The organism is Streptomyces spiramenti (genome assembly GCF_012034385.1).
In the GTDB taxonomy this organism is placed as follows: domain Bacteria; phylum Actinomycetota; class Actinomycetes; order Streptomycetales; family Streptomycetaceae; genus Streptomyces; species Streptomyces spiramenti.
Genome location: NZ_JAAVJB010000068.1, coordinates 1 through 22,815, shown reverse-complemented (window position 1 = coordinate 22,815; position 22,815 = coordinate 1). Strand labels below are relative to the sequence as shown.

The following is a 22,815-nucleotide window of genomic DNA, read 5'->3' as shown; positions in this document are numbered from 1 at the left end:
GGTAGCATGCGTAGCGTCTCGCACCACGGCCGGCACGGGCGGCGCAGCCGGGGACCGCCGTGGTGCGGGGCGCGTCGTCCGGCACGGCGGAGCCGGCGGCGGCCCGGTGGGCGCCCGGCGGCGGCTCGGGGGTGCTCATCGCTGCTCGTAGTCGTCCATGGCGGCCCGGACCACCGGCGAGAACAGGTCGGGACCGATGGCGTCGGAGTGCGCCAGCCCCTCCGGCGTCAGCCGCAACGTGCCCGGCGCGTCCTCCCCCGCCAGCCAGCCCCGCGCGTCGAACCGCGCCGTCTCCGCGGGGAAGTCCTCTCGCGGGTCGGTGCCGAACCGGTGGCGGTAGTCGGCGAGGTCCATACCGTCCGCCTGGAGCAGCGACTGGAGCAGGTGCCGTCGCCGCGCCTCGCCCGCGTCCATCCAGCGGCCGACCTCCGCGTGCGCGAAGTCCGGGGCGGCGACGTACTCGTCGATGATCGACCTGATGGCGGGCATCGCCACGGCGTAGCCGAAGGAGTAGTGCAGCCGCGAGGTGTAGGACCTGGCCCCGCACCCCAGGCCGACCATGCCGTCGGTCTGGCAGGCGTAGTCGTCCTCCCCCGTGGCGGGCGCATCCGCGCGCCGGAACTGCCGCATGGACGCCTGCCGGTAGCCGGCCGCCAGCAAGCGGTCCCGGCCGTGGCGGTACAGGCGGAGCCGCTGTTCGTCCCACTCCGGGTGCGGGGAACCACCGCCGCGGTGCGAGGGGCCGAACGCCTCACCGGTCGCACCGGCGCCGTCCGGCCCGCGCCGGCCGAGGCCGGTGCCGGGCCGCACGTAGAGCGGGTAGAGGTAGAGCTCCTCCGGCCGCCAGTGCAGCGCGGCGTCGAGCGAGACGTCGAAGCTGTCCTCGGTCTGGCCGTCGATGCCGTAGATGAGGTCGATGTTGAGCGTCGGGATGCGCGCGTCCCGGATGTGGCCGAGCGCCGCCTCCACCTCGGCCCTCCGCTGCGGCCGGACCGCCGCCCGCGCCTCCGCGCCCACGAAGCTCTGCACGCCGATACTCACCCTGGTGGCGCCCCGGGCGGCGAGCACCGCCATTCGGTCCGCGGTGGCCGTCGACGGCGAGCTCTCGACCGACAGCGGGATGTCCGCCAGCGGGGCGCCCATCCGCAGCTCGGCGATGTCGCAGAGCCGCTCCAGCTCGGCGGCGGTCAGGAAGGTCGGGGTCCCGCCGCCGAACGCGGCGGTCGCGAAGCGCGCGCCGGGTTCCAGCGCCTCCCGCACCGTCAGGGCCTGCCGTTCCAGCGCGTCGAGGTAGGCGGTGGTCATCCCCTCGGGGGCGCCGATGCGGGTGAAGAGGTTGCAGAAGCCGCAGCGGACCTCGCAGAACGGTATGTGTGCGTAGAGCGAGAGGGCGTCCTGCGGCTCGCCCTGCCACAACCCGCGCAGCGCCGGCCGTTCCGGCAGGGGCCGGTAGGCCGTCTTGTGCGGGTAGGCGTAGACGTAGGACTGGTAGGGGCTGCCCGCCGTCCTCGCGCCCGTCTCGTCGACGGTGGTGGTGCTCATGTCGCCTCGGCTCCGGGGGTGTCGGCTCCCTGCGGCGCGTCGTCGGACGGGCCGTCCTTTGGGCCGTCCGACGGGCCGGGCAGGGAGAAGTGCGCGTAGGGCACCGTCCAGACCACGGGGTGGCCGATGCGGTGACCGGTGTGGCCGTCCTCGCCGTACGCGGTCCCGTGGTCGGAGCAGACGATGGCGAAGCACCTGCGGCGCGAGGACATGGCGGCGAAGAGCCGGCCGATGTGCCGGTCCACGTACTCCAGCGCGGCGGCGTGGGTGGCGCGGCTGTCCCCGGCCTCCTCGCTCGCCCCCGGTGAGTGGAACCAGTTCGGCTGGTGCAGGGCGGCGACGTTGACGAAGAGGAAGAGCCGCTGATCGGCCGGGACCCGCGTCACGAGCCGCTCGGCACAGGCGACCTGCGCCTCGAAGGAATCCGGGGAGGCGACCCCGAAGGACCGCTCCCAGTGGCTCTCCTGGAACAGCGCGGGCAGCACCGTGCCCAGCGGTCCCTGCTTGTTGAAGAAGCCGACCCCGCCGATGCAGGCGGTGTGGTAGCCGGTGGCGGCCAACCCGCTGACGAAGTCGGGGGTGTCGTGGACGAAGGTGCGGGAGGCGGTGCTCTCGCTGCCTGCGAACCGTGCGGCGAAGAGCCGGGGGTGGATGCCCGGCTCGGCCGGTGTCGGCAGGAACCCGGCGAAGATCGCCTGGTGGGAGGCGTAGGTGAAGCTGCCGGGGGCGTGCCGCTCCTCCCATGCGCCGCCGGGGAGATGGCGGGCGAGGTTCGGGATGCGGCCCGCCTCGGCCAGTTCGACGGCGACGTCGTGGCGGAGGGTGTCCAGGGTGACGAGCAGGATGTCGTCGCGACCGACGATCTCGTTCATGTCCGGCCCTCCGGGCTCCGGCCCGCTCGGCTCCGGAGCCGCCGCCCGGACGGTCGACGGCACACTGCCACCCGTGCGGTCGTGGGGATCGCGAGCCTCGGGGCCGCGAGTCTGGGAGGCGCGGGCGTCGGAGGCCGGGCCGTCGTGCGGGGCACGGCGGGGCGGGGCTTGGTCCCGGCCCCCGGCGTCGAACCGCGCGCTGCCACCGGCCGAGGCGCCGTGCGGCGGGCGCTCGTGCGCGAGGTGGTCGTACTGCGGCTGGTCGTGCATGGGGCGGTCGTGCGTGGGGCGGTCGTGCGTGGGGCGGTCGTCATCGCCGGGCACCTGCCAAGAAGCGCGGTGCGCGGGTGCGGCGGACAGCGCCCCGGCTGCGGGCCGGGCAGTGTCGTGCGGGGCGGTGTCGGCCGGGGCCGGGGCACCGGCGGCAGCGGAGCCGGGGGATTGTTGCGATGTCCGGGGCGGCGTGGGGCGGTGCCGCGTCGCCCGCAGGCGGGCGGCTGCTTCGAGCGTGGCGGGAGTGACGGGCGCGGCCGACGCTGTCGGAGCCGCGGGGGTGGGTCGCACGGCGGTCGGGCTCGGGGGGCCCGGCCGGTCGCCGGCGCCCGAGGACGTACCGCCCGTCGCGGACGCCGGCGACGTTCCCGGCGGGAACCCGACGTCGGAACGCGGCGGATGGACGCCGGGCGGCCTCCCCCGTCGGTTGGCCTGCCGACCGTCCGACGGTTCACCGCCCGAGGTGAGACCGGGGCGTCGAGGGTCGGAAGCGGCCCGGCGGACGGCGACCGGCCCGACGGCGGCGGGGGTTGCATCGTCCGTGGCCGCGTCGTCCGTGGCTGTGTCGTCCGAGCCGTCGGGGTCAAGAGGGGCGTGTCCGCCGGCGGCAGGGACCGAGGCGGTGGTGACCGTGACCCCGGAACCCGCGGTACCGCGGCCGGCGGTGTCGTTCGGCGCGCGACGGGCTGCGGCACGTCCCATGCCGGCTCGGGCGCTCCGCGCCACCGCCCGGGGTTCCGCCGGACGGGAAGGGACCGGCGCGTCCGTGGCGGGCGCGCCCATGGGCGAGCCGAGCGGGGACGAGGTGGCCGGGGGCTCCGCCTCCGCCGTCGTCGAGGGTGTGCTCATCACCGGCCGTCCGGCCGACGGCGCTTCCGCAGGGGGACGTCGGCCCGCGGACGTGGCGCGCAGCGGGTTCCCACCCGCCACGCCGGTGGGGGGACCCGCCGACGGCTCCTCGCCGACCGGACCGTGCCGACCCGCCGTGCCCAGGCCACCGTCGCGGTCCCCGGCCCCGCCGGTGCCGACAGGCGTCGGCCCGTCCGTGCGGCCCGTCCGGTCCGCGGTTCCGAAGGGGCTCGCGTCGGCGTCGAGGTGCCGCGCACCCTCGGCCGGGCGTGGGGGGCGGTGGTCGCCCCCTCCCGGTGTACCGAATGTCCCGATCCTGTCGCGGTGCCCCGCCACCTCTTCGCCCTCCACGCTGCTCTCGTTCGTTCCCTTGTGCTGCGCACTGCTCGCGCCGTCCACGGTGTCCACGCGGTCACCCTGCCGGGCGGTTCCCGACCCGAGCGCACCGGGGGCGACCCCTGCAATTGCACCGACCTCGCCGCGGTGGAGCCCGGCGGGTGCGCCGCCGATCCCACCCGGCACGACGTGCCCGTCCGGCAGGGGGCGCCCGTCGAGCGGAGACCCGGGGTCGGCAGGCGCCGTTTCACAGTCACGCGCCATCGGTGCCACTCCCCCGCCAGGCGAGCGGCATCATCACCATCGGTTCGGCCCGGTCGGCTTCGTCGCGCGACGTCTCGACCGGTCTCCCGCCCGCGGCTCCGGCCGGCACCGTGCCGGCCCTCGGCCCCGGGTCGGCCTCCCGGTGTCCGCCGACGGCGGCGGGCCCCACCGCTCCCGTCCCCCCGGACGAGCCCACCGGCCGGGCCACAGCCGCAGCCTGGTCGGTCGAGCCCACCGGCCGGGCCGACCACGCCACCGCCCCCGTCCCGGCCACGACCGCAGCCGAGTCGGGGGAGTCGGCCGACCACGGCGCCCCAGCGGCGATGCGCGGCCGTGCCGGGCCGTCGGGCGGGACGCCCGTCGGCCCGGAGTCCCGCGGCTGCGCCGGAGGGTGACCGGCGTCGGCCGCGCCGCCGCGAGGCCCGTCCGCCGCCGCGTGGTCCGCCGCGTCGTCGCGTGGCTCGCCCCCGGTGGGGCGCGGCGGTGCGGCGGTGCCGCGGCGACCGGCGCCTCGCAGCAGTGCGGCGACCTGCGCGCCGTAGGTGTCGAGGTCCTCCGCTCCGCTGCCCGGGAGCCCGGTCAGCCTGGGCAGCAGATCGCCGAAGGCGTTGACCTCGCCGACCGCGACCCGTTCCCACCGCACGCTCGGCAGCAGGTCCACGCCGACGCAGAGCGTCCCCGGGAACCGGGAGGCCGCGCGCTCGCAGACGGCGAGTGCCTCCTCCCACACCGGTCCGGCGGCCCGACGGGCGGCGTCGAGGTCGCCGCGCACCCCGCCGAGGTGCAGGTTGGTCATCGGGAAGCGGCCGGCGCGCAGCACCGCGTGGGTGGCGTGCCCGCCGACCACCACGACCCGGAGGTCCACCGAGCGGTTCCCCTGCGAAGCCTTGGGCCACCAGCGTTCGAGATGCAGTCCGTCTGGCGCCAGCGCGTCGACCAGCCCGCCGATCTCCCGCTCCTCGGTGAGGGTGCGGACGCGCAGCGAGTTGAAGAGCCGGCCCTCGCCGTCACGCTCCACCGAGGTGACGGCCCGGATGCGGCCCGCGGGCCCCCACTGGACCGCGAGTACGCCGGATGCCGACGACCCGTGGGCCGGCTTCACGAAGAACCGTCCGAGCCCGGTGGCGCGGACGTCCTCCCATCCGCGCGGCACCGGAGCGGCCGGGCCGGAGGTCGGGGACTCCGGGACGGGGACTCCCGCCTCCCGGAGCACGCCGTGGCACAGCCGTTTGTCGAAGAGGACCGCGAGTTCGTCGGGGTCGTCGAGGAGTCGGGCGCCGTCCGCTCGGGCCCGGTCGGCCACCGCACGAACGGCGGTCATGAACTGCCCGTACCAGCGGGCGCCGCCCTCGACCCGCGTCGGGTCGCCTGCACCGCGGAGCAGTGCGTCCACCGCGGCGTCCTCGCCGGGCGAGTCCATGCGGACGATCTCGTCCGGCGCGAAGCCGGGGAGCGCCGAGGGGCCGTGCTCCCGCAGCGTGGTCAGCACGTCCAGCCACGGCAGCACACGCGGCGCGGGCAGCCCGGCCGCCCGGACGGCCGCGGCGTGGAGGGCGACGCGACGGTTGTCCGGGTTGCCGACGACAGTGGTGCGGATCATTCGCCGACCGCCGCGTACCGGTACCCGACGCAGTCGCAGTCGGGACCGCCCTCCGTGCCCTCCTCGCAGTCGTGCTCCTCCTCCAGCTGCTCGTCGAGGTCCACCTCGACCTCCAGCGACCTCATGCGGCGGCGAACCCGCCCCACGACCTCGTCGCTCATGAAGTGGTGCGAGAGGTCGAGCGAGTCCAGGTGGGCCAGGGACTGGCCCGCCAGCAGCGCGGTGGCGCCGGCGTCACCGAGCGCCCCCATCGAGAGGTCGAGCGTCCGCAGCCGCGGCACCACCGGCGCCGTGGCGACGGCGGCGGCTATCGCGTCCTGGTACTCGCTGTTCTGCAGGCCCAGGTGGCGCAGCTCGGGCAGCCGCTCCCCGGAGAGGATCCCGGCGAGGTCCTCCACGTCCGAGTCGGCGCCGTACTCCTCCTCCCCCATCCAGAGTTCGAGCTCCCGCAGCGACGGCAGGTCGCAGGCGCCCACGGCGCGGGCCGTCGCGCCGGGCAGTCCGCCGGTCTCGATCCGGAGCAGTCGCAGCTCCTCGTGGAGAACGGGCCGCAGCCCGACACCGGAGCCGCGCACGACGAGCCGGCGGAGCCGGGGGAAGGACGTCAACAGCGGGGTGACGTCCGACTGGACGATCCAGGAGATCTCCGACTGCTCCCAGGGGATGTCCCCGAGGTAGAGGGCACGGAGCGCCGGAAAGCGTTCGGCGGCCCCGCACAGCAGGGCGACCACCTCCTCCGAGCCCGTGCTGCCGATCTCGTCCCAGGTGCCGATCCGCACCTCCCGCACCTCCTCGGTGCGAACGTGCTCGCAGAAGGAGCGGAAGACGTCAGCGAAGGGGATCTCCCGCCCGCCGCGGTCGCACGAGAGGTGCCAGGCGACAGCGCCGTGGTCGGCGACGGCGGTGGCGGCGCCGGGCCCCTCGTACGGCTCGGTGGGAAGGTCGACGGGCTGGTCGGCGTGGCCGTGGTCGGTCAAGGCTCCCCCTGGGGACGGCCCGGCGGCGCGACGGCGCCGGCCGGTCGAGGTGTGGTGGTGTCGCGGTGGGGCGGATCCGCCGCGGGGTGCTGGGTGCCGCGAGGTGCTGGGCGACGCGCGGAGGTCGGGCGGCGCGGCGGAACGGCGGGTGCGGCGGGTGCGGCGGACCCGGCGTCGGTGGGCGCGGCCGGGGTGGACGTCCCCGCCCGCGCCCACCGCGGTCACTCGCCGACCGCCGAGTAGCGGTGCTCCTCGTCCTTGTAGACGTAGGGCTCCTGCTGGTCGGAGAGGTCCACCGCGACCCCCGCCTCGTCCATCGCTGCCTGTACCCGGGCGACGGCCGCGTCGCTCAGGTAGTGGTACGACAGGTCGAGGGAGGAGAGGTGCGCCAGCGACTGGCCGGCGAGCAGCGCGTCGGCACCGGCATCGGTGAGTGCTCCCATCGACAGGTCGAGGGTCTTGAGCTGCCTGACCACGGGAGCCGCGGCCACCGCGGCGGCCACCGCGTCCTGGTCGTCCGCGTTGCGGAGCCCGAGGTGGTGGAGGGCGGGCAGTCGAGCGCCCGAGAGCAGGCCGGCGAGGTGCTCGGTGGTGGTGGTGCAGCCGTAGTTCTCCTGGCCGATCCAGAGTTCCAGACGTTCCAGGGCGGGCAGGCTGCTGTCGCTGACCGCCTGCGTGACCTCGCGGGGGAGGCCGCCGGTCTCCACGAGCAGCGAGCGCAGCGCGGCGTGCTCGACCGGGCGCAGCACCAGGCGGGTGCCGCCGCGGGCGCCGAAGACCTCCAGGTCGGGGAAGGCCTCCAGCAGCGGGGTGAGGTCGGACTGCTCGATCCAGGAGATCTCCGCCTCCTCCAGGACCAGGTCGCCGACGAACAGCGCCCGCAGCGAGGTCAGGCGGTCCTTGACCGCCAGGACGCACGCGACGGCCTCGGAGGAGTCGTTGTCGTAGACCTCGCCCCACGATCCGATGATCAACGCGCTGACCTGCGAGAGGTCGACGGTGCGCTCGAACCGTGCGAACGCCTCGGTGAACTCCTCCTCCTCGTCGCCGTAGGGGTCCACATGGATGTTCCAGGCCACGGAACCGTGGTCGGTGAACTCCGAGTGGTCCGCCGACGGCGGCCCGAAGCGGCGGACGGGCAGGTCGTGAAAGACGTCCAGATGCTGATTGATGCTCATGGCTCTCCAAGCGGCGGCGCGTTCTCCCCCGTCATCGCACCCGGCGTCGTGACGAGTGGGGCTGATGCTGCCAGAGGCGACCGACAGCGGGTGCGCGCCTGTGGAAAACCGGCAGGAACACGCCGCCGCCACGCACCGTCCGTCACCGCGGTGGTGCCGACGGTGGCCCGCCCGGCCCCGGGCGCGGACGCCTCGTCCTGAACACGCCGCCGCCCGCCCCGCCCGCCGCCCGGGCGGCGGGCGGGGCGGGCAGGGGGCGGTGTTGTCGTACCCGGCTGCCAGGCTCTTCCCTGAGCAGCGGAACGGGGGACCGCGAGGACACGGACCGGCGGAACGGAAGCAGCTTCCCGCCGGTGCCGCTCGCTGACGGGGCACCGTGCACGGGAGGACGGGACCCACCGCGGACGGGACCCACCGCGGACGGGACCCACCGCGGACGGGGCACTGCGGACGGGGCACTGCGGACGGCTGCCCCACCGCGACGGCCGGGCGGGCGCCCGGCGCCGCCGTCCGCGCCGCGTCAGCCCGCCGCCCGCACCGCCGCCGCGGCCTTGCGCGCCGCCACCTGCACCGGGTCGTAGGTGGGCGAGAACGGCGGGGCGTACCCGAGGTCGAGCATCACGATGTCGGTGACCGTCATCCCGGCGGTGAGCGCCGTCGCGACGACGTCCACCCGCTTGGCGGCGACCTCCCGGCCGACGATCTGGGCACCGAGCAGTCGGCCGGTCCGGCGCTCGGCCAGCATCTTGACGTGCATGGGGCGGGCGCCCGGGTAGTAACCGGCCCGGCTGGTCGCCTCCACGGTGACGGTCACGTACTGGAGGCCGGCCTCCGTGGCCTCCGCCTCCAGCAGTCCGCTGCGGGCGATCTCCAGTTCGCAGACCTTGCTGACGGCGGTGCCCACCACGCCCGGGAACGTGGCGTACTCCCCGGCGATGTTGGAGCCGATGATCTGCCCGTGCTTGTTGGCGTGGGTGCCGAGCGGGATGTGCCGGGTCATGCCGGTGAGCCGGTGCTCGACCTCGACGCAGTCGCCGCCCGCCCAGATGTGGCGATGGCCGCGGACCTGCATGGCACGGTCGGTGAGCAGACCGCCGGACTCGCCGAGCGGCAGCCCCGCCGCCTCGGCGAGCGCGGTGCGCGGGCTGGTGCCGAGGCCGAGGACGACCAGGTCGGCCGGGTGACGGCTGTCGGCGGTGCGGACCGCGCGGACCGCACCGTCCTCACCGGTCTCGATCTCGGTGACGGCCCGGCCCATCACGGTCTCGATCCCCATGGCGTTCATGGCCTCGCGGACCAGGGTGCCCATGTCGGGGTCGAGGGTGGTCATGGGCTCGGGGGCGCGATCGACCAGGGTCACGCGGAAACCGCGCCGCACCATCGCCTCGGCCATCTCGATGCCGATGTAGCCGGCGCCGATCACGACGGCGCGAGGCGGTGAGCCCGCGCCGCCCTCGCCGCCAGGCCCGTCCGGCGCGAGGCGGGAGACGGCCTTGCGGAGCGCCTCACCGTCCGCCAGGTCCTGCACGCCGTACACGCCCTCGGCGTCGATGCCGGGGATCGGGGGCCGCAGCGGGGTCGCGCCGGTGGCGATGACGAGGTCGTCGTACCCGTGCCACTCCTCGGTGCCCCCGGCGTCGCGGGTCCGGACCCGGCTGCGGTCGGGGTCGAGGGCGATCACCTCGGTCCGGGTCCGCACGTCCAGCCCCCGGCGGCGGTGCTCCTCGGGCGAGCGGGCGACGAGGTCGTCCCGCTCCTCGACGTCACCGGCGACCCAGTACGGGATGCCGCAGGCCGAATAGGAGGTGTCGTCCCCGCGCTCGAAGGCGATGATCTCCAACTCGTCGGCGGACAGCAGCCGGCGGGCCTGCGCAGCCGCCGACATCCCGGCGGCGTCCCCGCCGACCACCACCATGCGTCGTGCAGCGCTCACGGCGCCTCTCCCTTCGGTGTGCCCGATCGGCCGGGCGTGCCCGGCGGTCCGGGCGGGTCCCATGGTGGCACTCCGCCCGCCCCGGGGCGCACGCCCGCCCGCGCACGCGCCGCACCGCCCGGTGCGGGACCTGACGGCTGATCCACCGCTGCCCGCGGAGAGCGTCGGCCGAACGCCGCGCCGCCCCGGCGCCCCGGGCCCGGTCATGACGGCGCCCCGCCCCCGCTCACCGCGCCCACGACGGCGCCCCGCCGCCGCACGCCGCTCACCGCCCGAACGGGCTGACCGCCAGGGCGTCGAGCAGCGCCGCCGGACCGGCGTGCACCTCCGCAGCACCGGCCGCCCACAGCTCCTCCGCGGCGAGTCCGCCGCAGGTCACCCCGATCGGGGTGGCGCCGGCGCGGGCCGCCGCCCGCATGTCCCACACCGAGTCGCCGACGAAGACGGTCTGCTCGGCGGGGACGTCGCCGGCGAGGGAGCGGGCGTGGTGGACGGGCTCCGGCGCGGGCTTGCCCTCGGTCACGTCGTCCGCCGAGGCGGTGTCGGTGATGACGTCGTCCGCGTCGATCGCCCGCCGGAGCGCCTGGAGTTCCTCACCGTCGGCCGATGTGGCGAGGACGACCCGCCAGCCTCGGTCCGCGACGGCGCGCAGCAGCTCGGCGGCGCCGGGCAGCGGGCGGAGGCGTTCGAAGTGGGTGGCGTAGAGGGTTTTGTGGGCGGCTCGCAGTGTGTCGGCCAGTTCGGGGTCGTGCGCCTCGCCCAGCAGCCGGGCGAGGAGGTCGTGGCCGGGCAGGCCGAGGGCCCGGTGGACGTCGCGGCCCGTGACGGGGTGCCCGGTCTGCCGGAACGCCTCCGTCCACGCCGCGGTGTGCAGGTAGTTGCTGTCGACCAGGGTGCCGTCCACGTCGAAGACTGCGGCGCGGGTCATGAAATCCTCCTCGGGCCCGGCGCCTACCGGGCCTGGTGTCGCGGGTCGCGTCGGGAACGCCTGCCCGGCGACGGGCCACGGCAACAGTGGTGGTCGCGGCCGATCGCCGGGCCGGTGGGCGGGTGCGGTGCCCGCGGCGCCCGGTCACCGCACCCGCAGTGCGGGGAGCAGGGTGTCGCGCGCCCAGTCGAGGAACGCGAACTGGTGGTCTCCCCCGACCTGGACGAGGGCGATCTCGGTGAACCCGGCGTCGATGAACGGCTGGACGGCGCGGACGAACTCCCGCGGGTCGTCGCCGCACGGGATGGTCCCGGCCACCTGCTCGGGGTCGGTGTTGCCGGTGGCTGCGGCGAAGCCCTTGGGCCCGCGCAGCTCCGAGTTGACGCTCCAGGGGTTGAGCGCCCAGCGGAACTGCTCGTGGGCGCGGGCGACGGCGGCGTCCCGGTCCGGGTCGTAGCAGACGGGCAGCTGGCCCACCCGCGGCTTGCCCGTGCCGCCGTGCCGGTCGAACGCGTCGAGCAGCTCGCCGCGGGGCTCGGTCGCGATGACGAGGTCGCCCTGCTCGCCGGCGAGACGACAGGAGAGCGGGCCGGAGACGGCGATGCCGATGGGCGGCGGTTCCGCGGGCAGGTCCCAGAGGCGGGCGTTCTCGACGTCGTAGTGCTCGCCGTGGTGGGTGACGTCCCCGCCGTCGAAGAGGGCGCGGATGATGTCGACGGCCTCGGAGAGCATGGCGAGGCGGGTGGCGGGCGCGGGCCAGCCGGTGCCGACGACGTGTTCGTTGAGGTTCTCGCCGGAGCCGAGCCCCAGCCGGAACCGGCCCTCGGAGAGCAGCTGCATCGTCGCCGCCTTCTGGGCCACGACGGCGGGGTGGTAGCGGACCGTCGGGCAGGTCACATAGGTCATGAGGGGGATCGTCGACGTGGCCTGCGCCGCCGCGCCCAGCACGCTCCACGCGTACGGCGAGTGGCCCTGCGCGGCGAGCCAGGGGAAGTAGTGGTCGGAGGTGACGGAGAAGTCGAACCCGGCACGTTCGGCGGCCACCACGTGGTCGACGAGATCCCGGGGGCCCGCCTGCTCGGTCATCATCGTGTATCCGAATCGCACACTCTGGGACATACGAGACATGGTGGAGCGTTCGGAGCGCGATCCGCAGCCCGGGGCACCCGGTCGGGCGGTCCGCCGCCGTCCGCGGCGGTCGTCCGGGACCCGTCGGGCCGGGGTCCGCGGGGCCGAACGGCGCGGCCGACGTGCCTTCTGGACGGCCCGGTGTGACCGTCGAGGTGTACGGGGACGTCCGACATCGGAGGGAGACCCCATGCCCAGCGGTTCCTCGCCCAAGCGGGAGCGCCAGTACGAGCACGTCAAGGAGAGCGCCGAGAAACGCGGCACACCTCCCGGTCGCGCCAAGGAGATCGCGGCGCGGACCGTCAACAAGGAGCGCGCCCAGGCCGGTGAGAGCCGCACGGCGAGCCGCACCTCCACCGAGGACATGTCGGCTTCGCGGCGCGGCGGGAAGCGGTCCCACAGCGGGCCGGGCGGGCGCACCTACGACCAGCTGTACGCGGAGGCCCAGCGCAAGGGGGTGAAGGGCCGCTCCTCGATGCGCAAGGCAGAGCTGGAGCGCGCGTTGCGGCGGTGACAACGGGGCGGTGACAACGGGGCGGGAGCGACGGGGCGGGAGCAGCGGCACGGGGGCCGACCCGCCGGTACGGCGGGGCGCGGCGGGCCCGCGTGCGGGTGGCGGAGCCCGGGGACATCATGGGGCCATGGACCAGACCGTGCGGATCGCCCAGGACCCCGACGCCGACGCGCTGCTCGGCCGCAGCCCGCTGGCGGCCATGGTCGGCATGCTCCTCGACCAGCAGGTACCGATGGAGTGGGCCTTCTCCGGGCCGCACACCCTGCTGGAGCGGCTGGGAGGGGACGACCTCGACGCCGGCCGCATCGCCGCCATGGACCCCGAGGAGTTCACCGAACTCTGCGCGCGGAAGCCCGCGATCCACCGTTACCCGGGGTCGATGGCGAAGCGCGTGCAGCAGTTGTGCCGGCACCTGGTGGAGCACTACGACGGGGACGCCGCAGCGGTGTGGCGCACCGCCGACACCGGCGAGGAGCTGCTGTCCCGGCTGCGGGAGCTGCCCGGTTACGGCGAGCAGAAGGCACGGATCTTCGTCGCGCTGCTCGGCAAGCGTCTCGGAGTGCGGCCCACCGGCTGGCGGGAGGCCGCGGGCGACTACGGCAAGGACGGCGCGTACCTCTCCGCCGCGGACATCACCGGACCCGAGACGCTGGCGCGGGTCCGGGAACACAAGCAGGAGATGAAGCGGGCCGCCAAGGAGGCGAAGTCCACGGGCGGGGCCGGCGGCCCAGGGAAGCGCGCCGCCCGCACCCGCTGACGCCCCGTCCCGGTTCGTACGGGCCACCGACGGACGGGCCGGTGCGCCGCGGCGCACCCCTCCCCGAGTGCGCCGTCGTCCTGTGGACGCAAGCCGCCGTCCGAGTGACCACACCCTCGCTACCGATCGGGTGATCACACCGGCACTCCCGGGCGTGGCGTTGCGCCATCCGGTGCCAGGGGGCGCGTCACCCGCGCCGCACGCCCCCTCACCGGGGATAGCTTCCGCAGTCATCACCGACCGCACCGGAAGGACCCCGCACCGTGAGAGGACCGCGACGCCCACTGGGCCGCAGCCGTGGCACGCTCGGAGCGCTGCTCGCCACCGCGCTCGCCGCACCCCTGCTGCTGACCACCCCCGCCGTCTCCGCGCCGCCCGCCCCCGTGGACGGCGAGGTCGCCGCGTCCGTCCTCCCGTCGCTCCCCGGGCCGGTCGGCCCGGACGGCGCCGTGGGGTCGGTCCGGGACGACGAGGGACTCGCCCTCCACGGGCCCGACTCAGCGGCCGAGCTCGCCCAGCGGGTCCGCGGCGAACACCTCGCCGAACGCCTCGTCGGACGCGCCACCGGCGAGGGCGCCATGCGCCACCTGGAGGAACTCCAGCGGATCGCCGAGAAGCACGACGGCAACCGTGCCGCCGGCACCGCCGGGTACGACGCCGCCGCCCGACACGTCGGGGAACTCCTGGACGAGGCCGGCTACGACGTCACCTACCAGGAGTTCGACTTCTCCTACCGCGAGGCGCTCACCGAGCGCCTCGCGGTCCGGACGCCCCAGGACCGCGACATCGAGGTCCGGGCGATGTCCTACACCGCGCCGTCCCCCGAGGGCGGCGTGACGGCGGAGCTGACGGAGGTCCGGGCCGGCGGTGTCGGCGACCCCGCCACCGAGCGGCAGACCGCCATCACCGAGGACGTCGCCGCCGCGGCGGGCGCCGGCTGCGCCGCCGGCGACTTCGGTCCCGAGGTCGAGGGCCGGATCGCCCTCATCGAACGCGGGCTGTGCACCTTCGCGGAGAAGCAGGCGGGCGCAGCCGACGCCGGAGCGGTCGGCGTCCTGATCTACGACAACGAGGACGGCACCGGTCCGCTCGGCGGCACCCTCGGGGACCCCGCCGCCGGTCGGCTGCCGACCGGCGGCATCTCCCGCGCCGACGGCCGCGCCCTCTCCGAGGCGCTCGACGCCGGTGAGACCGTCACCGTCGACATGGAGCTCCGCGAGCTCGCCGAGGACCGCCGCACCGTCAACGTCATCGCCGAGACCCCGGGCGGCGACCCCGACACGGTCGTCATGGCCGGCGCCCACCTCGACTCCGTCCTGGACGGCAGCGGGATGAACGACAACGGCTCGGGCACCGCCGGGGTGCTGGAGACCGCGCTGCGCTTCGCCGAGTCCGCGCGGGTCGACAGCAGGGAACCGGACCACGGCAACACCGTCCGCTTCGCGTTCTGGGGCGCCGAGGAGCTCGGACTGCTCGGCGCGGAGCACTACGTCGCCGAACTCGACCAGGCCGAGCGGGACCGCGTCGACCTCTACCTCAACTTCGACATGATCGCCTCTCCCAACTACGGCCTGTTCGTCTACGACGGCGACGGCTCCGAGGGGATCTCCGCCCCCGGCCCCGACGGTTCCGCGCAGATCGAGCACGCCATCAACACCTTCCTCGACGACCGCGGCGAGCAGCCGAGGCCGACCGCCTTCAACGGCCGCAGCGACTACGGGCCGTTCATCGACGCCGGCATCCCGGCCGGCGGCACCTTCACCGGGGCGGAGGGAGTCAAGACCGCGGAGCAGGCCGCTCTGTGGGGCGGCGAGGTGGGCGCCCCCTACGACCCCTGCTACCACCGGGCGTGCGACGACCTCGACAACATCAGCGCCGAGGCGCTCGACGTGAACACCCGCGTCATCGCCCACCTGGTCGGCGGCTACGCCTGGGACACGGGCTCGCTGTCCGAAACGGTCCCCGAGTCGCGGCCCACTCGCTCCGGCACCGCCGATCACGGCGGGCCCCACGAGCGGGCAGCGCACCGGCTGGACCGCTGACAGCGGCACCCCCGCGGCAGCGGAAGGCGGGCGGGACGGGGCCTCCCGCCCGCCCGCCTTCCGTCGCCTCCGCCGGTCGGCCGCGGCGCCCGTCAGGCGGGCGCCGCGAGGGTTCACGCCAAGATCACACACCGACACCACCCGTTATGACGCGATACGCACTGTTCACCGCGGCGTCACGAGGCTGCGCCACCGGGGTGCCTGCCGGTAGGCTCTCCCTGTGATCTTCAAGCGCATCGGTGAGGGGCGGCCCTACCCCGACCACGGCCGGGACAGCACCCGGCAGTGGGCGGACGTCGCCCCCCGGCCCGTGCGGCTGGACCAACTCGTCACCACCAAGGGCCAGTTGGATCTTGAGACGCTGCTCGCGGAGGACTCCACCTTCTACGGCGACCTGTTCGCGCACGTCGTGAAGTGGCGGGGCGACCTCTACCTGGAGGACGGCCTGCACCGAGCGGTGCGCGCCGCGCTCCAGCAGCGCCAGGTCCTGCACGCGCGGGTCCTCGACCTCGGCTGACGACAGCCGCCCGTCGCCCCGCTCGCCACCGCCCCGCGCGCCGGCCGCACAGTCCGACCTCGCGACGCTCCTCGACGCTCACCGCGCCCCCGACCGTGCGAGCCCCACCCCGCCGCCAGAAGGGGGCGTGAGGCGTCCGCCCTCAGCGCTGCCCCCGTTCGGGCGCCGCGCCCGCGCGCCGGTGCGGAACCTCCGAACGGCGCAGCTGAGCCGAACGGGTCGCGAGCCCACCCGGGTGCGGCGAACGGCGCGTCGGGCACCCGATACGCTGATCATCTGGTACGCACAACCACCCACCCTGGATACGCTGCCGCTATGAGCATGCTCACACCCCCTGGAATGAGCGGTAAGCACTACCGCGTGACGGGGGACCGCTACCCACGGATGCGCCGGACCCGCCGCCGCGGCCGAACTGCCGCCGGACTGGTCGCGTCACTCGCGGTCCTCGCACTGCTGGGCTACGGCACCACGCAGCTCGTCGACGTCTTCACCGGACAGACCGAACCGGCCGCGCAGGCCGCCCCGGTCGTGGAACCGGAGTGCGAGGTGGAGGAGGTCGAACGGACCCCGCTCCCCGAGCCCTCCGCCATCACCGTCAACGTCTACAACGCGACCGACCGGACCGGCCTCGCCCGGGACACCGCGGACGCGCTCGCCGAACGCGGCTTCGTCATCGGTGAGGTGGACAACGCCCCCGAGGAACTGGTCGACACCGTCCCGGCGGGCGGCCTGCTGCGCGGCGCGGACGACGCCGAGCAGAGCGGCGCTCTCCAGGTACTCGGCAGCCACGTCGGCGAGGAGAGCGCCGAGACCGGCACCGTCGAGCGCGACGGCGGAGAGGTCGACCTGATCCTCGGCGAGGACTCCGGGGAGCTCCTCGACGAACCCCGGGTGGCGCTCCTGCTGGAGGAGCTGATCGCGGCACCGGACGACCCCTGCGCCGACGGCTTCTCCGCCGCCGGCGAGGGATCGACGGACGTAGCCGACCGCACCGGCCGCGCCGACTCCCGCACCGAGGCCGCCGCCGACCGGAACTGACCGGACGGCGCACCCGGGCGAACCCCCGCCGCGTCCGCGCCACGTGGGTTCAAGGGGTCGTCGCAACACCATGTGGTTTCAGGTGGTGAATAGATCACGCAAGCCGCTCGGCTGGGGTATCCCAGCCGAGCGTCTTGCGTGGGCGGCCGTTGGGTTGCTCGGCGACGTGTTCGAGGTCTTCGGGGGCGTGGACGCTCAGAGCGTGTGTGAGACCCCACGCCGGGCCCGCGACGCCAGCTACGGCCATCTGCTGCGTTGTCAGGAACACCCGAAGACAACCCGGTATGAGGGTGCCCCTCCGCCGTGCAGCTGACCGCATCTGGCGCCGCGAGCCGATCCGACGTGGGGTCTCACACACTCAGGTCGGTGCCCGCGGGGTTTCCGTCCGTCCGTCACACCGCCGGGGCGGGCGGTGATCTCCTCAGCCGGAGCCGGACACGGACCCGGACACGGTTCAGACCGTGCCGTACATCCGGTCCCCGGCGTCGCCGAGACCGGGCACGATGAACCCCTGCTCGTTGAGCCGCTCGTCCACCGACGCCGTCACCACGGTCACCGGCGCACCGGCCAGCTCCCGCTCCATGAGCTCCACGCCCTCCGGCGCCGCCAGCAGGCAGAGCGCCGTCACGTCGTCCGCGCCCCGGGCCACCAACTCGCGGACGGCCGCGACCAGCGTGCCGCCGGTCGCCAGCATCGGGTCCAGCACGTACACCTGCCGGCCGGAGAGGTCCTCGGGCATCCGGTTGGCGTAGGTGGACGCCTCCAGCGTCTCCTCGTCGCGGATCATGCCGAGGAAGCCGACCTCCGCCGTGGGCAGCAGCCGGACCATTCCGTCCAGCATGCCGAGCCCGGCCCTGATGATCGGGACGACCAGCGGGCGCGGGTGCGAGAGCCGGACGCCGGTGGTGCCGGTGACCGGCGTCCGGATGTCCACCTGCTCCGTCCGCACGTCCCGCGTGGCCTCGTAGGCGAGCAGGGTCACCAGCTCGTCGGCCAGTCGCCGGAAGGTCGGTGAATCGGTGCGCTCGTCGCGCAGCGTTGTGAGCTTGTGCGCCACCAGCGGGTGGTCGACGACGTGAATCCGCATGCCCCGACCCTAACGAACAGCTGTGCCCCGCCACACCTGGCCGCCGATCGGCCGTCATCGCTCCGCCGACTGGACGGGATCATGGTGTGGGGGGACAGTGGAGGACTGATGACTGGGAGGTGAGGGATGCCGATACCCGGCTACCCCGAGGACCCCGATCCGGCACACCGGCGCCGCCGCGCCGAGTTCCTCCGCGATCTCCAGGAAGCCAAGGCGCTGCGCGACCGCGTACAGCCCCGGCGCGCCCGCACGGCACGAATGCGCCGTCAGCAGCGAATGCGGACATTCCGCTGGTGAAGTGCTGAGTTACCCGACAGATCCTCGCTTTTCTGCCACGATGCCCACAGGCATGCCGAACGTGGGGAGAGCCGAGGTGTACTTCACCGCACTGCTCGCCAGAACCGAGACCGGTTGGGAAGCGAGCGACCGAGAACTGGACGACGTCGAGACCCTGGACGAGCTGGCCGAACTGGCCCGCGAGACCGGGAGCGACGAGGAACCCGTCCTCGTCTGCATCGAACAGGAAGGCGCGTGGTTCGGAATCGTCCGCGTGGACGGTGAGGACGACCCGCGAGTCTTCGTCTCCGACGCCGCACGCGCCGTGCGCAGCGCGTACGGCGAGATTCTGCTGAGCGACGAGCTCCTGGGGCGCGAGCCCGAGGACCCGTACGCGCTCGACCAACTGGTGGACCTCGACGGCACAGAGGACGGCACCGACGCCCTCGCCGAGCCCGGCAAGGACACCGACGACGCGGCCGAGGCCGTGCCGCAGGGCCCGGTGGGCGACCCCGGCCTGATGGCCGACTTCGGGGTGGACAGCGCCGCCGTTCTGAGCCTCACCCCGGACAACGCCCTCGCTGAGATCGCCGACGCCCTGGGCTGCGGCGACGTCCTGGAGGCAGTGCGGTGACCACCCCGCCCCGGCCGGCCGGCGCGACGGGGGACGCGCCCTCCGGCCGGGGCGGCCCCCGCCCGGAGGGCCCCGCCGCCCCGTACCTTCCCACCGGCGCGGACCGCTCCCCGGACCCGGACCCGGCCACCGAGGCCGGCCCGGCCGTCCGACCATCGGCCGCCGCTTCCGGAGCCGCTTCCGGAGCAGAACAGCCCGTCGCGCTCGTCGCTTCCGGCGCCGCGCCGCAGCCGCAGCCGGCCACCCGGCCCGACCCGCTGCGTGACCCCTGGGTCCCCGCGATGCGCCGTGCCCTGGCCGAGGCGCGCTCCGCGCCGCGGACCGGTGACGTACCGATCGGCGCCGTCGTCCTCGGGCCGGGCGGGCCGCACGGCGAGGTCATCGCCACCGGGCGCAACGAGCGCGAGGCGACCGGCGATCCCACCGCCCATGCCGAGGTGGTCGCGCTGCGCGCCGCGGCGCGGCACCTGGGTGGCTGGCGTCTGACCGGATGCACCTTGGTGGTGACGCTGGAACCCTGCACGATGTGCGCCGGGGCGGGCGTCCTCTCCCGGGTGGACCGTGTCGTGTACGGCGCGGTCGACGCCAAGGCGGGCGCGGTGGGATCGCTCTGGGACGTGATGCGGGACCGCCGCCTCAACCACCGGCCCGAGGTACTCCACGGCGTGCTGGCGGCGGAGTGCGGAGAGCTCCTCACCGACTTCTTCCGCTCCCCGCGCTGAGCCGCGCGCCATCGGGCGGGACGGACCGGGACGCGGACCGGGACGCGGACAGCACGAAGGGGTGACGCCGCCTGGCGTCACCCCTTCGTCCATCTGCGGTAGCGGAGGGATTTGAACCCTCGGTGGAGTTGCCCCCACACTCGCTTTCGAGGCGAGCTCCTTAGGCCGCTCGGACACGCTACCGAGAGAGATCCTAGCCCAACGTCGCGCTGTGCCGAAATCGGGTTACGGGCAGAGCCGCGCCCAGCGGCAGGGGTCCCGCGCGGCCCGCCGCAGCCGGGGAACGGCACCCGGGAGCGACGCGTTCGACGCGGCGGACGGATCGGAGCGCGACGGGGGCAGAGCCCGGCCCGGGGCGGCGGGCCCGCGACGGGAGGGGCCGACGGCGGCGGAGGGGCCGGAGGAGGTGGCGCCGGGGGGACGTGCCACCTCCTCCGGGTTCGGACGGGGCTCGCGGGGTCCGGCGGGGGGGCTGCCGGAGGCCGCGGCGGTTCCGTCCGCTCCGGCGGTGGGGGCACCGCCGGGCATGTCTCCAGGATGCGCCGCACGCGGCCCCCGGGGAGGCGCGAACGACCCGACCTGGCGGGACCTTCGTCACCTTTCGGGCGAGGCCTCCACCGGCTGCGCCACGCGCGCCGCAGCCGGTTCCCCACCTGCGACCGAACGACCACCGGACACTCCGCCGGAAGCCTGGTTAAACTCACCCGACCGCGCAGCTCACCCGAGTGCGCAGCGCGGTGCGTGCCGCGGCCCCGCGGGCCACGCCGAGGGGGAGACGATGGCGCAGCTCAAGAAGATCATCCTGTTCGTACTGATCGTCTTCGTGCTGTACACGATCATCACCTCGCCGGAGCGCTCCGCGGAGATCGTGCAGATGGGCTTCGAGGGGATCTCCTCGGCAGCCGGCGCCGTGGGCGACTTCATGACGGCGCTCGTGAACTGACAGCGCGCCCCTTCGCTCCAGGCGTACGCCGGAGCGTGCACTTCTCGTCCGTCGCCTGCGCGTCGGGGCCCCGCGTCCGCGACGCCCTTCCCGCCGCTTACCCCAGCGCGCGGTCGCACGGGGCGCGTTCCGGCCACCGCGACCGGCCGCAACCGGGGCAGCGGTCACGCACCCGCAAGGCATGGCCTCTGCTCAACACGGCGTTATGAGGGTGCTTGCACACAACCAATATGTCTTGTGATGCTATGACCGCTCTTGCCGGATATCAGGTACGACGAAGGGGTGGTCGGCCGGTGGCGACGACGCAGACCCGGGAATCGCGGGGCGCCGCCGCCAGGGCGCTCACCCATCAACTGTTCGAGAAGATCGACCGCCTGGAACCCGGCACCGCGGAGCACGCGCGCGTCCGAGGCGAACTCATCGAGGTGAACCTGCCGCTGGTGCGGTACGTGGCGAACCGTTTCCGCAGCCGCAACGAGCCGATGGACGACGTCGTGCAGGTCGGCACGATCGGCCTCATCCACGCCATCGACCGCTTCGACAACTCGCGCGGCATCCAGTTCCCGACCTTCGCGATGCCGACGATCATCGGGGAGATCCGCCGCTACTTTCGGGACAACGTCCGCACCGTGCACGTACCGCGGCGCCTCCACGAGCTGTGGGTGCAGATCCACGGCACCACCGAGGAACTGACCCTCAGCCTCGGCCGCAACCCGACCACCGGGGAGATCGCCGAGCGGCTCGGGGTACCGGAGGAGGACGTGCTCGCCGGCACCGAGGCCGGCCGCTCCTACCGCGTCGCCTCACTGGAGGCGTCGCAGGAGCGGGAGGACGGCACCCCCGCGCTCGGGGAACGCCTCGGCCACGACGACCCGGGGATGGACGGCGTCGAGCACCGCTCACTGGTGCGACACCTGCTGGTGCAGCTGCCCGAGCGCGAGCAGCGCATCCTGTTGCTCCGTTACTACCGCAATCTGACGCAGTCACAGATCAGTGCGGAACTCGGCCTCTCACAGATGCACGTCTCCCGGCTGATCTCGCGGAGTTTCAGCAGACTGAGGGCCACAAACACGATCGATGCCTAACCCGTCGGGGTGAACAGCCCCTGTACGGAAGTGGCTTGATCTGGAACTCATTGTCGACAAGACGCTACATCGTGTTGATGACTTGTGACATTCTGCTAGACGAGCGTTTGTCGCAGGGGCAACTCCGGTATTCAACCTGACGGGCGCACTTCTCACACCGGGGAGTGCCACTGCGATCCATCCACGACCTCCAAGGGGGTGGCATGTCCGTAGAACTGGGCAGCTCCAAGGTGCTCTCCACCCACGGCACGCCGCACATTCCCGCGCCGGCCGTCGACGGCGGGCCCGACGGTGCGCCGCATCCCGGCGGCGCCTCGGACGCCGCCACGACGGCCGCCGTGGGTCCGGGCACCTCCGACGGACTGGACACCCGCACCCTGTCCCGGTCCCTCTTCAAGCGTCTCGCCACCCTCGACCCGGACAGCCCCGAGCACGGCTACGTCCGCGACACCCTGATCGAGCTGAACCTCCCGCTCGTGCGGTACGCCGCCGGCCGGTTCCGCAGCCGCAACGAGCCGATGGAGGACATCGTCCAGGTCGGCACCATCGGCCTGATCAAGGCGATCGACCGCTTCGACTGCGAACGCGGCGTGGAGTTCCCGACCTTCGCGATGCCGACCGTCGTCGGCGAGATCAAGCGGTTCTTCCGCGACACCTCCTGGTCGGTCCGCGTCCCGCGGCGGCTCCAGGAGCTGCGCCTCGCCCTGACCAAGGCGAGCGACGAGCTCTCCCACCGGCTGGACCGCTCCCCCACCGTCCCGGAGCTGGCCGTCTGCCTCGGTGTCTCCGAGGACGAGGTCGTCGACGGCCTGGCCGTCGGCAACGCCTACACGGCCAGCTCCCTGGACTCCCCCTCCCCCGAGGAGGAGGGCGGCGAGGGCTCGCTGGCGGACCGCCTCGGCTACGAGGACGTCGCGCTGGAGGGCGTCGAGTACCGCGAGTCGCTGAAGCCGCTGCTGGCCCGGCTGCCTGCCCGCGAGCGCCGCATCATCATGCTGCGCTTCTTCGGCAACATGACCCAGTCCCAGATCGGTGAGGAGATCGGCATCTCGCAGATGCACGTCTCCCGGCTGCTGACCCGCACCCTGGCCCAGCTGCGCGACGGCCTGACCGCCGAGGAGTGACCGCCCCGGGCCGGTGAACCACCGGTCCGGGCCACCGGCACACCCGTCGGCACTCGGACGCCGGCCGCTCGGGCGGGCCGTCCGAGGGAGCGCCCGACGCCCCGCAGCACCCGACCCGCGCTGGATGCCCTACCTGCGGCCCTACGGCGCCGACGAGGCGCTCGCGCGGTTCGAGGGCACCCCGCTGTGAGCCGGG

At 74.4% G+C, this 22,815-nt stretch carries 19 protein-coding genes, 1 tRNA gene and 1 pseudogene; 11 read left to right on the top strand and 10 right to left on the bottom strand.

What is annotated here, in order from left to right; translation table 11 throughout:
* Positions 1–135: 135 nt before the first annotated feature.
* From HCJ92_RS10925 to HCJ92_RS10890, 8 genes and pseudogenes are all read right to left on the bottom strand, one after another.
* Positions 136–1,542 (bottom strand): STM4012 family radical SAM protein, encoded by a 1,407-nt coding sequence (locus HCJ92_RS10925; RefSeq protein WP_167933304.1) that lies wholly within the window; start codon positions 1,540–1,542, stop codon positions 136–138.
* Positions 1,539–2,414, bottom strand: a complete 876-nt coding sequence (locus HCJ92_RS10920; protein ID WP_167933307.1) for an STM4013/SEN3800 family hydrolase — start codon at positions 2,412–2,414, stop codon at positions 1,539–1,541. The genes HCJ92_RS10925 and HCJ92_RS10920 overlap by 4 nt, the downstream gene beginning before the upstream one ends.
* Before the next feature lie 2,209 nt (positions 2,415–4,623).
* Positions 4,624–5,736, bottom strand: a pseudogene (locus tag HCJ92_RS10915) (STM4014 family protein); the annotation flags it as partial.
* Entirely contained in the window at positions 5,733–6,713 is a 981-nt protein-coding gene (locus tag HCJ92_RS10910) for an STM4015 family protein (RefSeq protein ID WP_167933303.1), read from the bottom strand. The gene HCJ92_RS10910 and the pseudogene HCJ92_RS10915, both read right to left, overlap by 4 nt.
* Before the next feature lie 221 nt (positions 6,714–6,934).
* The gene (locus HCJ92_RS10905; RefSeq protein WP_167933302.1) at positions 6,935–7,891 is read right to left on the bottom strand and encodes an STM4015 family protein; all 957 of its coding nucleotides are present in this window, start codon (positions 7,889–7,891) and stop codon (positions 6,935–6,937) included.
* Between the two features lie 520 nt (positions 7,892–8,411).
* Positions 8,412–9,806 (bottom strand): FAD-dependent oxidoreductase, encoded by a 1,395-nt coding sequence (locus HCJ92_RS10900; protein WP_245240780.1) that lies wholly within the window; start codon positions 9,804–9,806, stop codon positions 8,412–8,414.
* Between the two features lie 283 nt (positions 9,807–10,089).
* Complete coding sequence (locus HCJ92_RS10895) at positions 10,090–10,752, bottom strand: HAD family hydrolase (RefSeq protein WP_167933300.1); 663 nt, start codon at positions 10,750–10,752, stop codon at positions 10,090–10,092.
* 144 nt (positions 10,753–10,896) lie between these two features.
* Positions 10,897–11,871 carry an LLM class F420-dependent oxidoreductase gene (locus HCJ92_RS10890; protein ID WP_167933299.1) on the bottom strand — a complete coding sequence of 325 codons (975 nt, stop codon included), beginning with the start codon at positions 11,869–11,871 and terminating at the stop codon, positions 10,897–10,899.
* A 199-nt stretch (positions 11,872–12,070) separates the two neighbouring features.
* Between HCJ92_RS10890 and HCJ92_RS10885 the strand changes: the two genes are divergently transcribed.
* From HCJ92_RS10885 to HCJ92_RS10865, 5 genes are all read left to right on the top strand, one after another.
* The gene (locus tag HCJ92_RS10885) at positions 12,071–12,394 is read left to right on the top strand and encodes a plasmid stabilization protein (protein ID WP_167933298.1); all 324 of its coding nucleotides are present in this window, start codon (positions 12,071–12,073) and stop codon (positions 12,392–12,394) included.
* 127 nt (positions 12,395–12,521) lie between these two features.
* Complete coding sequence (locus tag HCJ92_RS10880) at positions 12,522–13,151, top strand: HhH-GPD-type base excision DNA repair protein (protein WP_167933297.1); 630 nt, start codon at positions 12,522–12,524, stop codon at positions 13,149–13,151.
* A gap of 263 nt (positions 13,152–13,414) precedes the next feature.
* Positions 13,415–15,193 (top strand): M28 family peptidase, encoded by a 1,779-nt coding sequence (locus tag HCJ92_RS25355; protein ID WP_167933296.1) that lies wholly within the window; start codon positions 13,415–13,417, stop codon positions 15,191–15,193.
* A 220-nt stretch (positions 15,194–15,413) separates the two neighbouring features.
* Positions 15,414–15,710, top strand: coding sequence for a type II toxin-antitoxin system VapB family antitoxin (locus HCJ92_RS10870; protein ID WP_167933295.1), 297 nt, complete (start codon positions 15,414–15,416; stop codon positions 15,708–15,710).
* A gap of 315 nt (positions 15,711–16,025) precedes the next feature.
* Positions 16,026–16,748, top strand: a complete 723-nt coding sequence (locus HCJ92_RS10865) for a LytR C-terminal domain-containing protein (RefSeq protein ID WP_167933294.1) — start codon at positions 16,026–16,028, stop codon at positions 16,746–16,748.
* Positions 16,749–17,202: 454 nt separating this feature from the next.
* On the opposite strand, the gene upp is transcribed toward HCJ92_RS10865, so the two are convergent.
* Complete coding sequence (gene upp, locus HCJ92_RS10860; RefSeq protein WP_167933293.1) at positions 17,203–17,835, bottom strand: uracil phosphoribosyltransferase; 633 nt, start codon at positions 17,833–17,835, stop codon at positions 17,203–17,205.
* A 126-nt stretch (positions 17,836–17,961) separates the two neighbouring features.
* Between upp and HCJ92_RS10855 the strand changes: the two genes are divergently transcribed.
* From HCJ92_RS10855 to tadA, 3 genes are all read left to right on the top strand, one after another.
* Positions 17,962–18,132 (top strand): hypothetical protein, encoded by a 171-nt coding sequence (locus HCJ92_RS10855; RefSeq protein WP_167933292.1) that lies wholly within the window; start codon positions 17,962–17,964, stop codon positions 18,130–18,132.
* 76 nt (positions 18,133–18,208) lie between these two features.
* Complete coding sequence (locus tag HCJ92_RS10850; protein ID WP_167933306.1) at positions 18,209–18,745, top strand: tRNA adenosine deaminase-associated protein; 537 nt, start codon at positions 18,209–18,211, stop codon at positions 18,743–18,745.
* A 257-nt stretch (positions 18,746–19,002) separates the two neighbouring features.
* Positions 19,003–19,467: a tRNA adenosine(34) deaminase TadA gene (gene tadA, locus HCJ92_RS10845; RefSeq protein ID WP_245240778.1), complete on the top strand. Its 465-nt coding sequence runs from the start codon at positions 19,003–19,005 to the stop codon at positions 19,465–19,467.
* Positions 19,468–19,563: 96 nt separating this feature from the next.
* Here the strand turns inward: tadA and HCJ92_RS10840 are convergent.
* Positions 19,564–19,650: transfer RNA gene (locus HCJ92_RS10840), tRNA-Ser, on the bottom strand.
* Between the two features lie 595 nt (positions 19,651–20,245).
* Between HCJ92_RS10840 and HCJ92_RS10835 the strand changes: the two genes are divergently transcribed.
* The 3 genes from HCJ92_RS10835 to HCJ92_RS10825 all read left to right on the top strand — a co-directional run bounded on the left by HCJ92_RS10835 (position 20,246) and on the right by HCJ92_RS10825 (position 22,619).
* The gene (locus HCJ92_RS10835) at positions 20,246–20,410 is read left to right on the top strand and encodes a hypothetical protein (RefSeq protein ID WP_167933291.1); all 165 of its coding nucleotides are present in this window, start codon (positions 20,246–20,248) and stop codon (positions 20,408–20,410) included.
* Positions 20,411–20,703: 293 nt separating this feature from the next.
* Complete coding sequence (locus tag HCJ92_RS10830) at positions 20,704–21,495, top strand: RNA polymerase sigma factor SigF (RefSeq protein WP_338054122.1); 792 nt, start codon at positions 20,704–20,706, stop codon at positions 21,493–21,495.
* Positions 21,496–21,698: 203 nt separating this feature from the next.
* The gene (locus HCJ92_RS10825) at positions 21,699–22,619 is read left to right on the top strand and encodes an RNA polymerase sigma factor SigF (RefSeq protein WP_167933289.1); all 921 of its coding nucleotides are present in this window, start codon (positions 21,699–21,701) and stop codon (positions 22,617–22,619) included.
* The last annotated feature ends 196 nt before the right edge of the window (positions 22,620–22,815 follow it).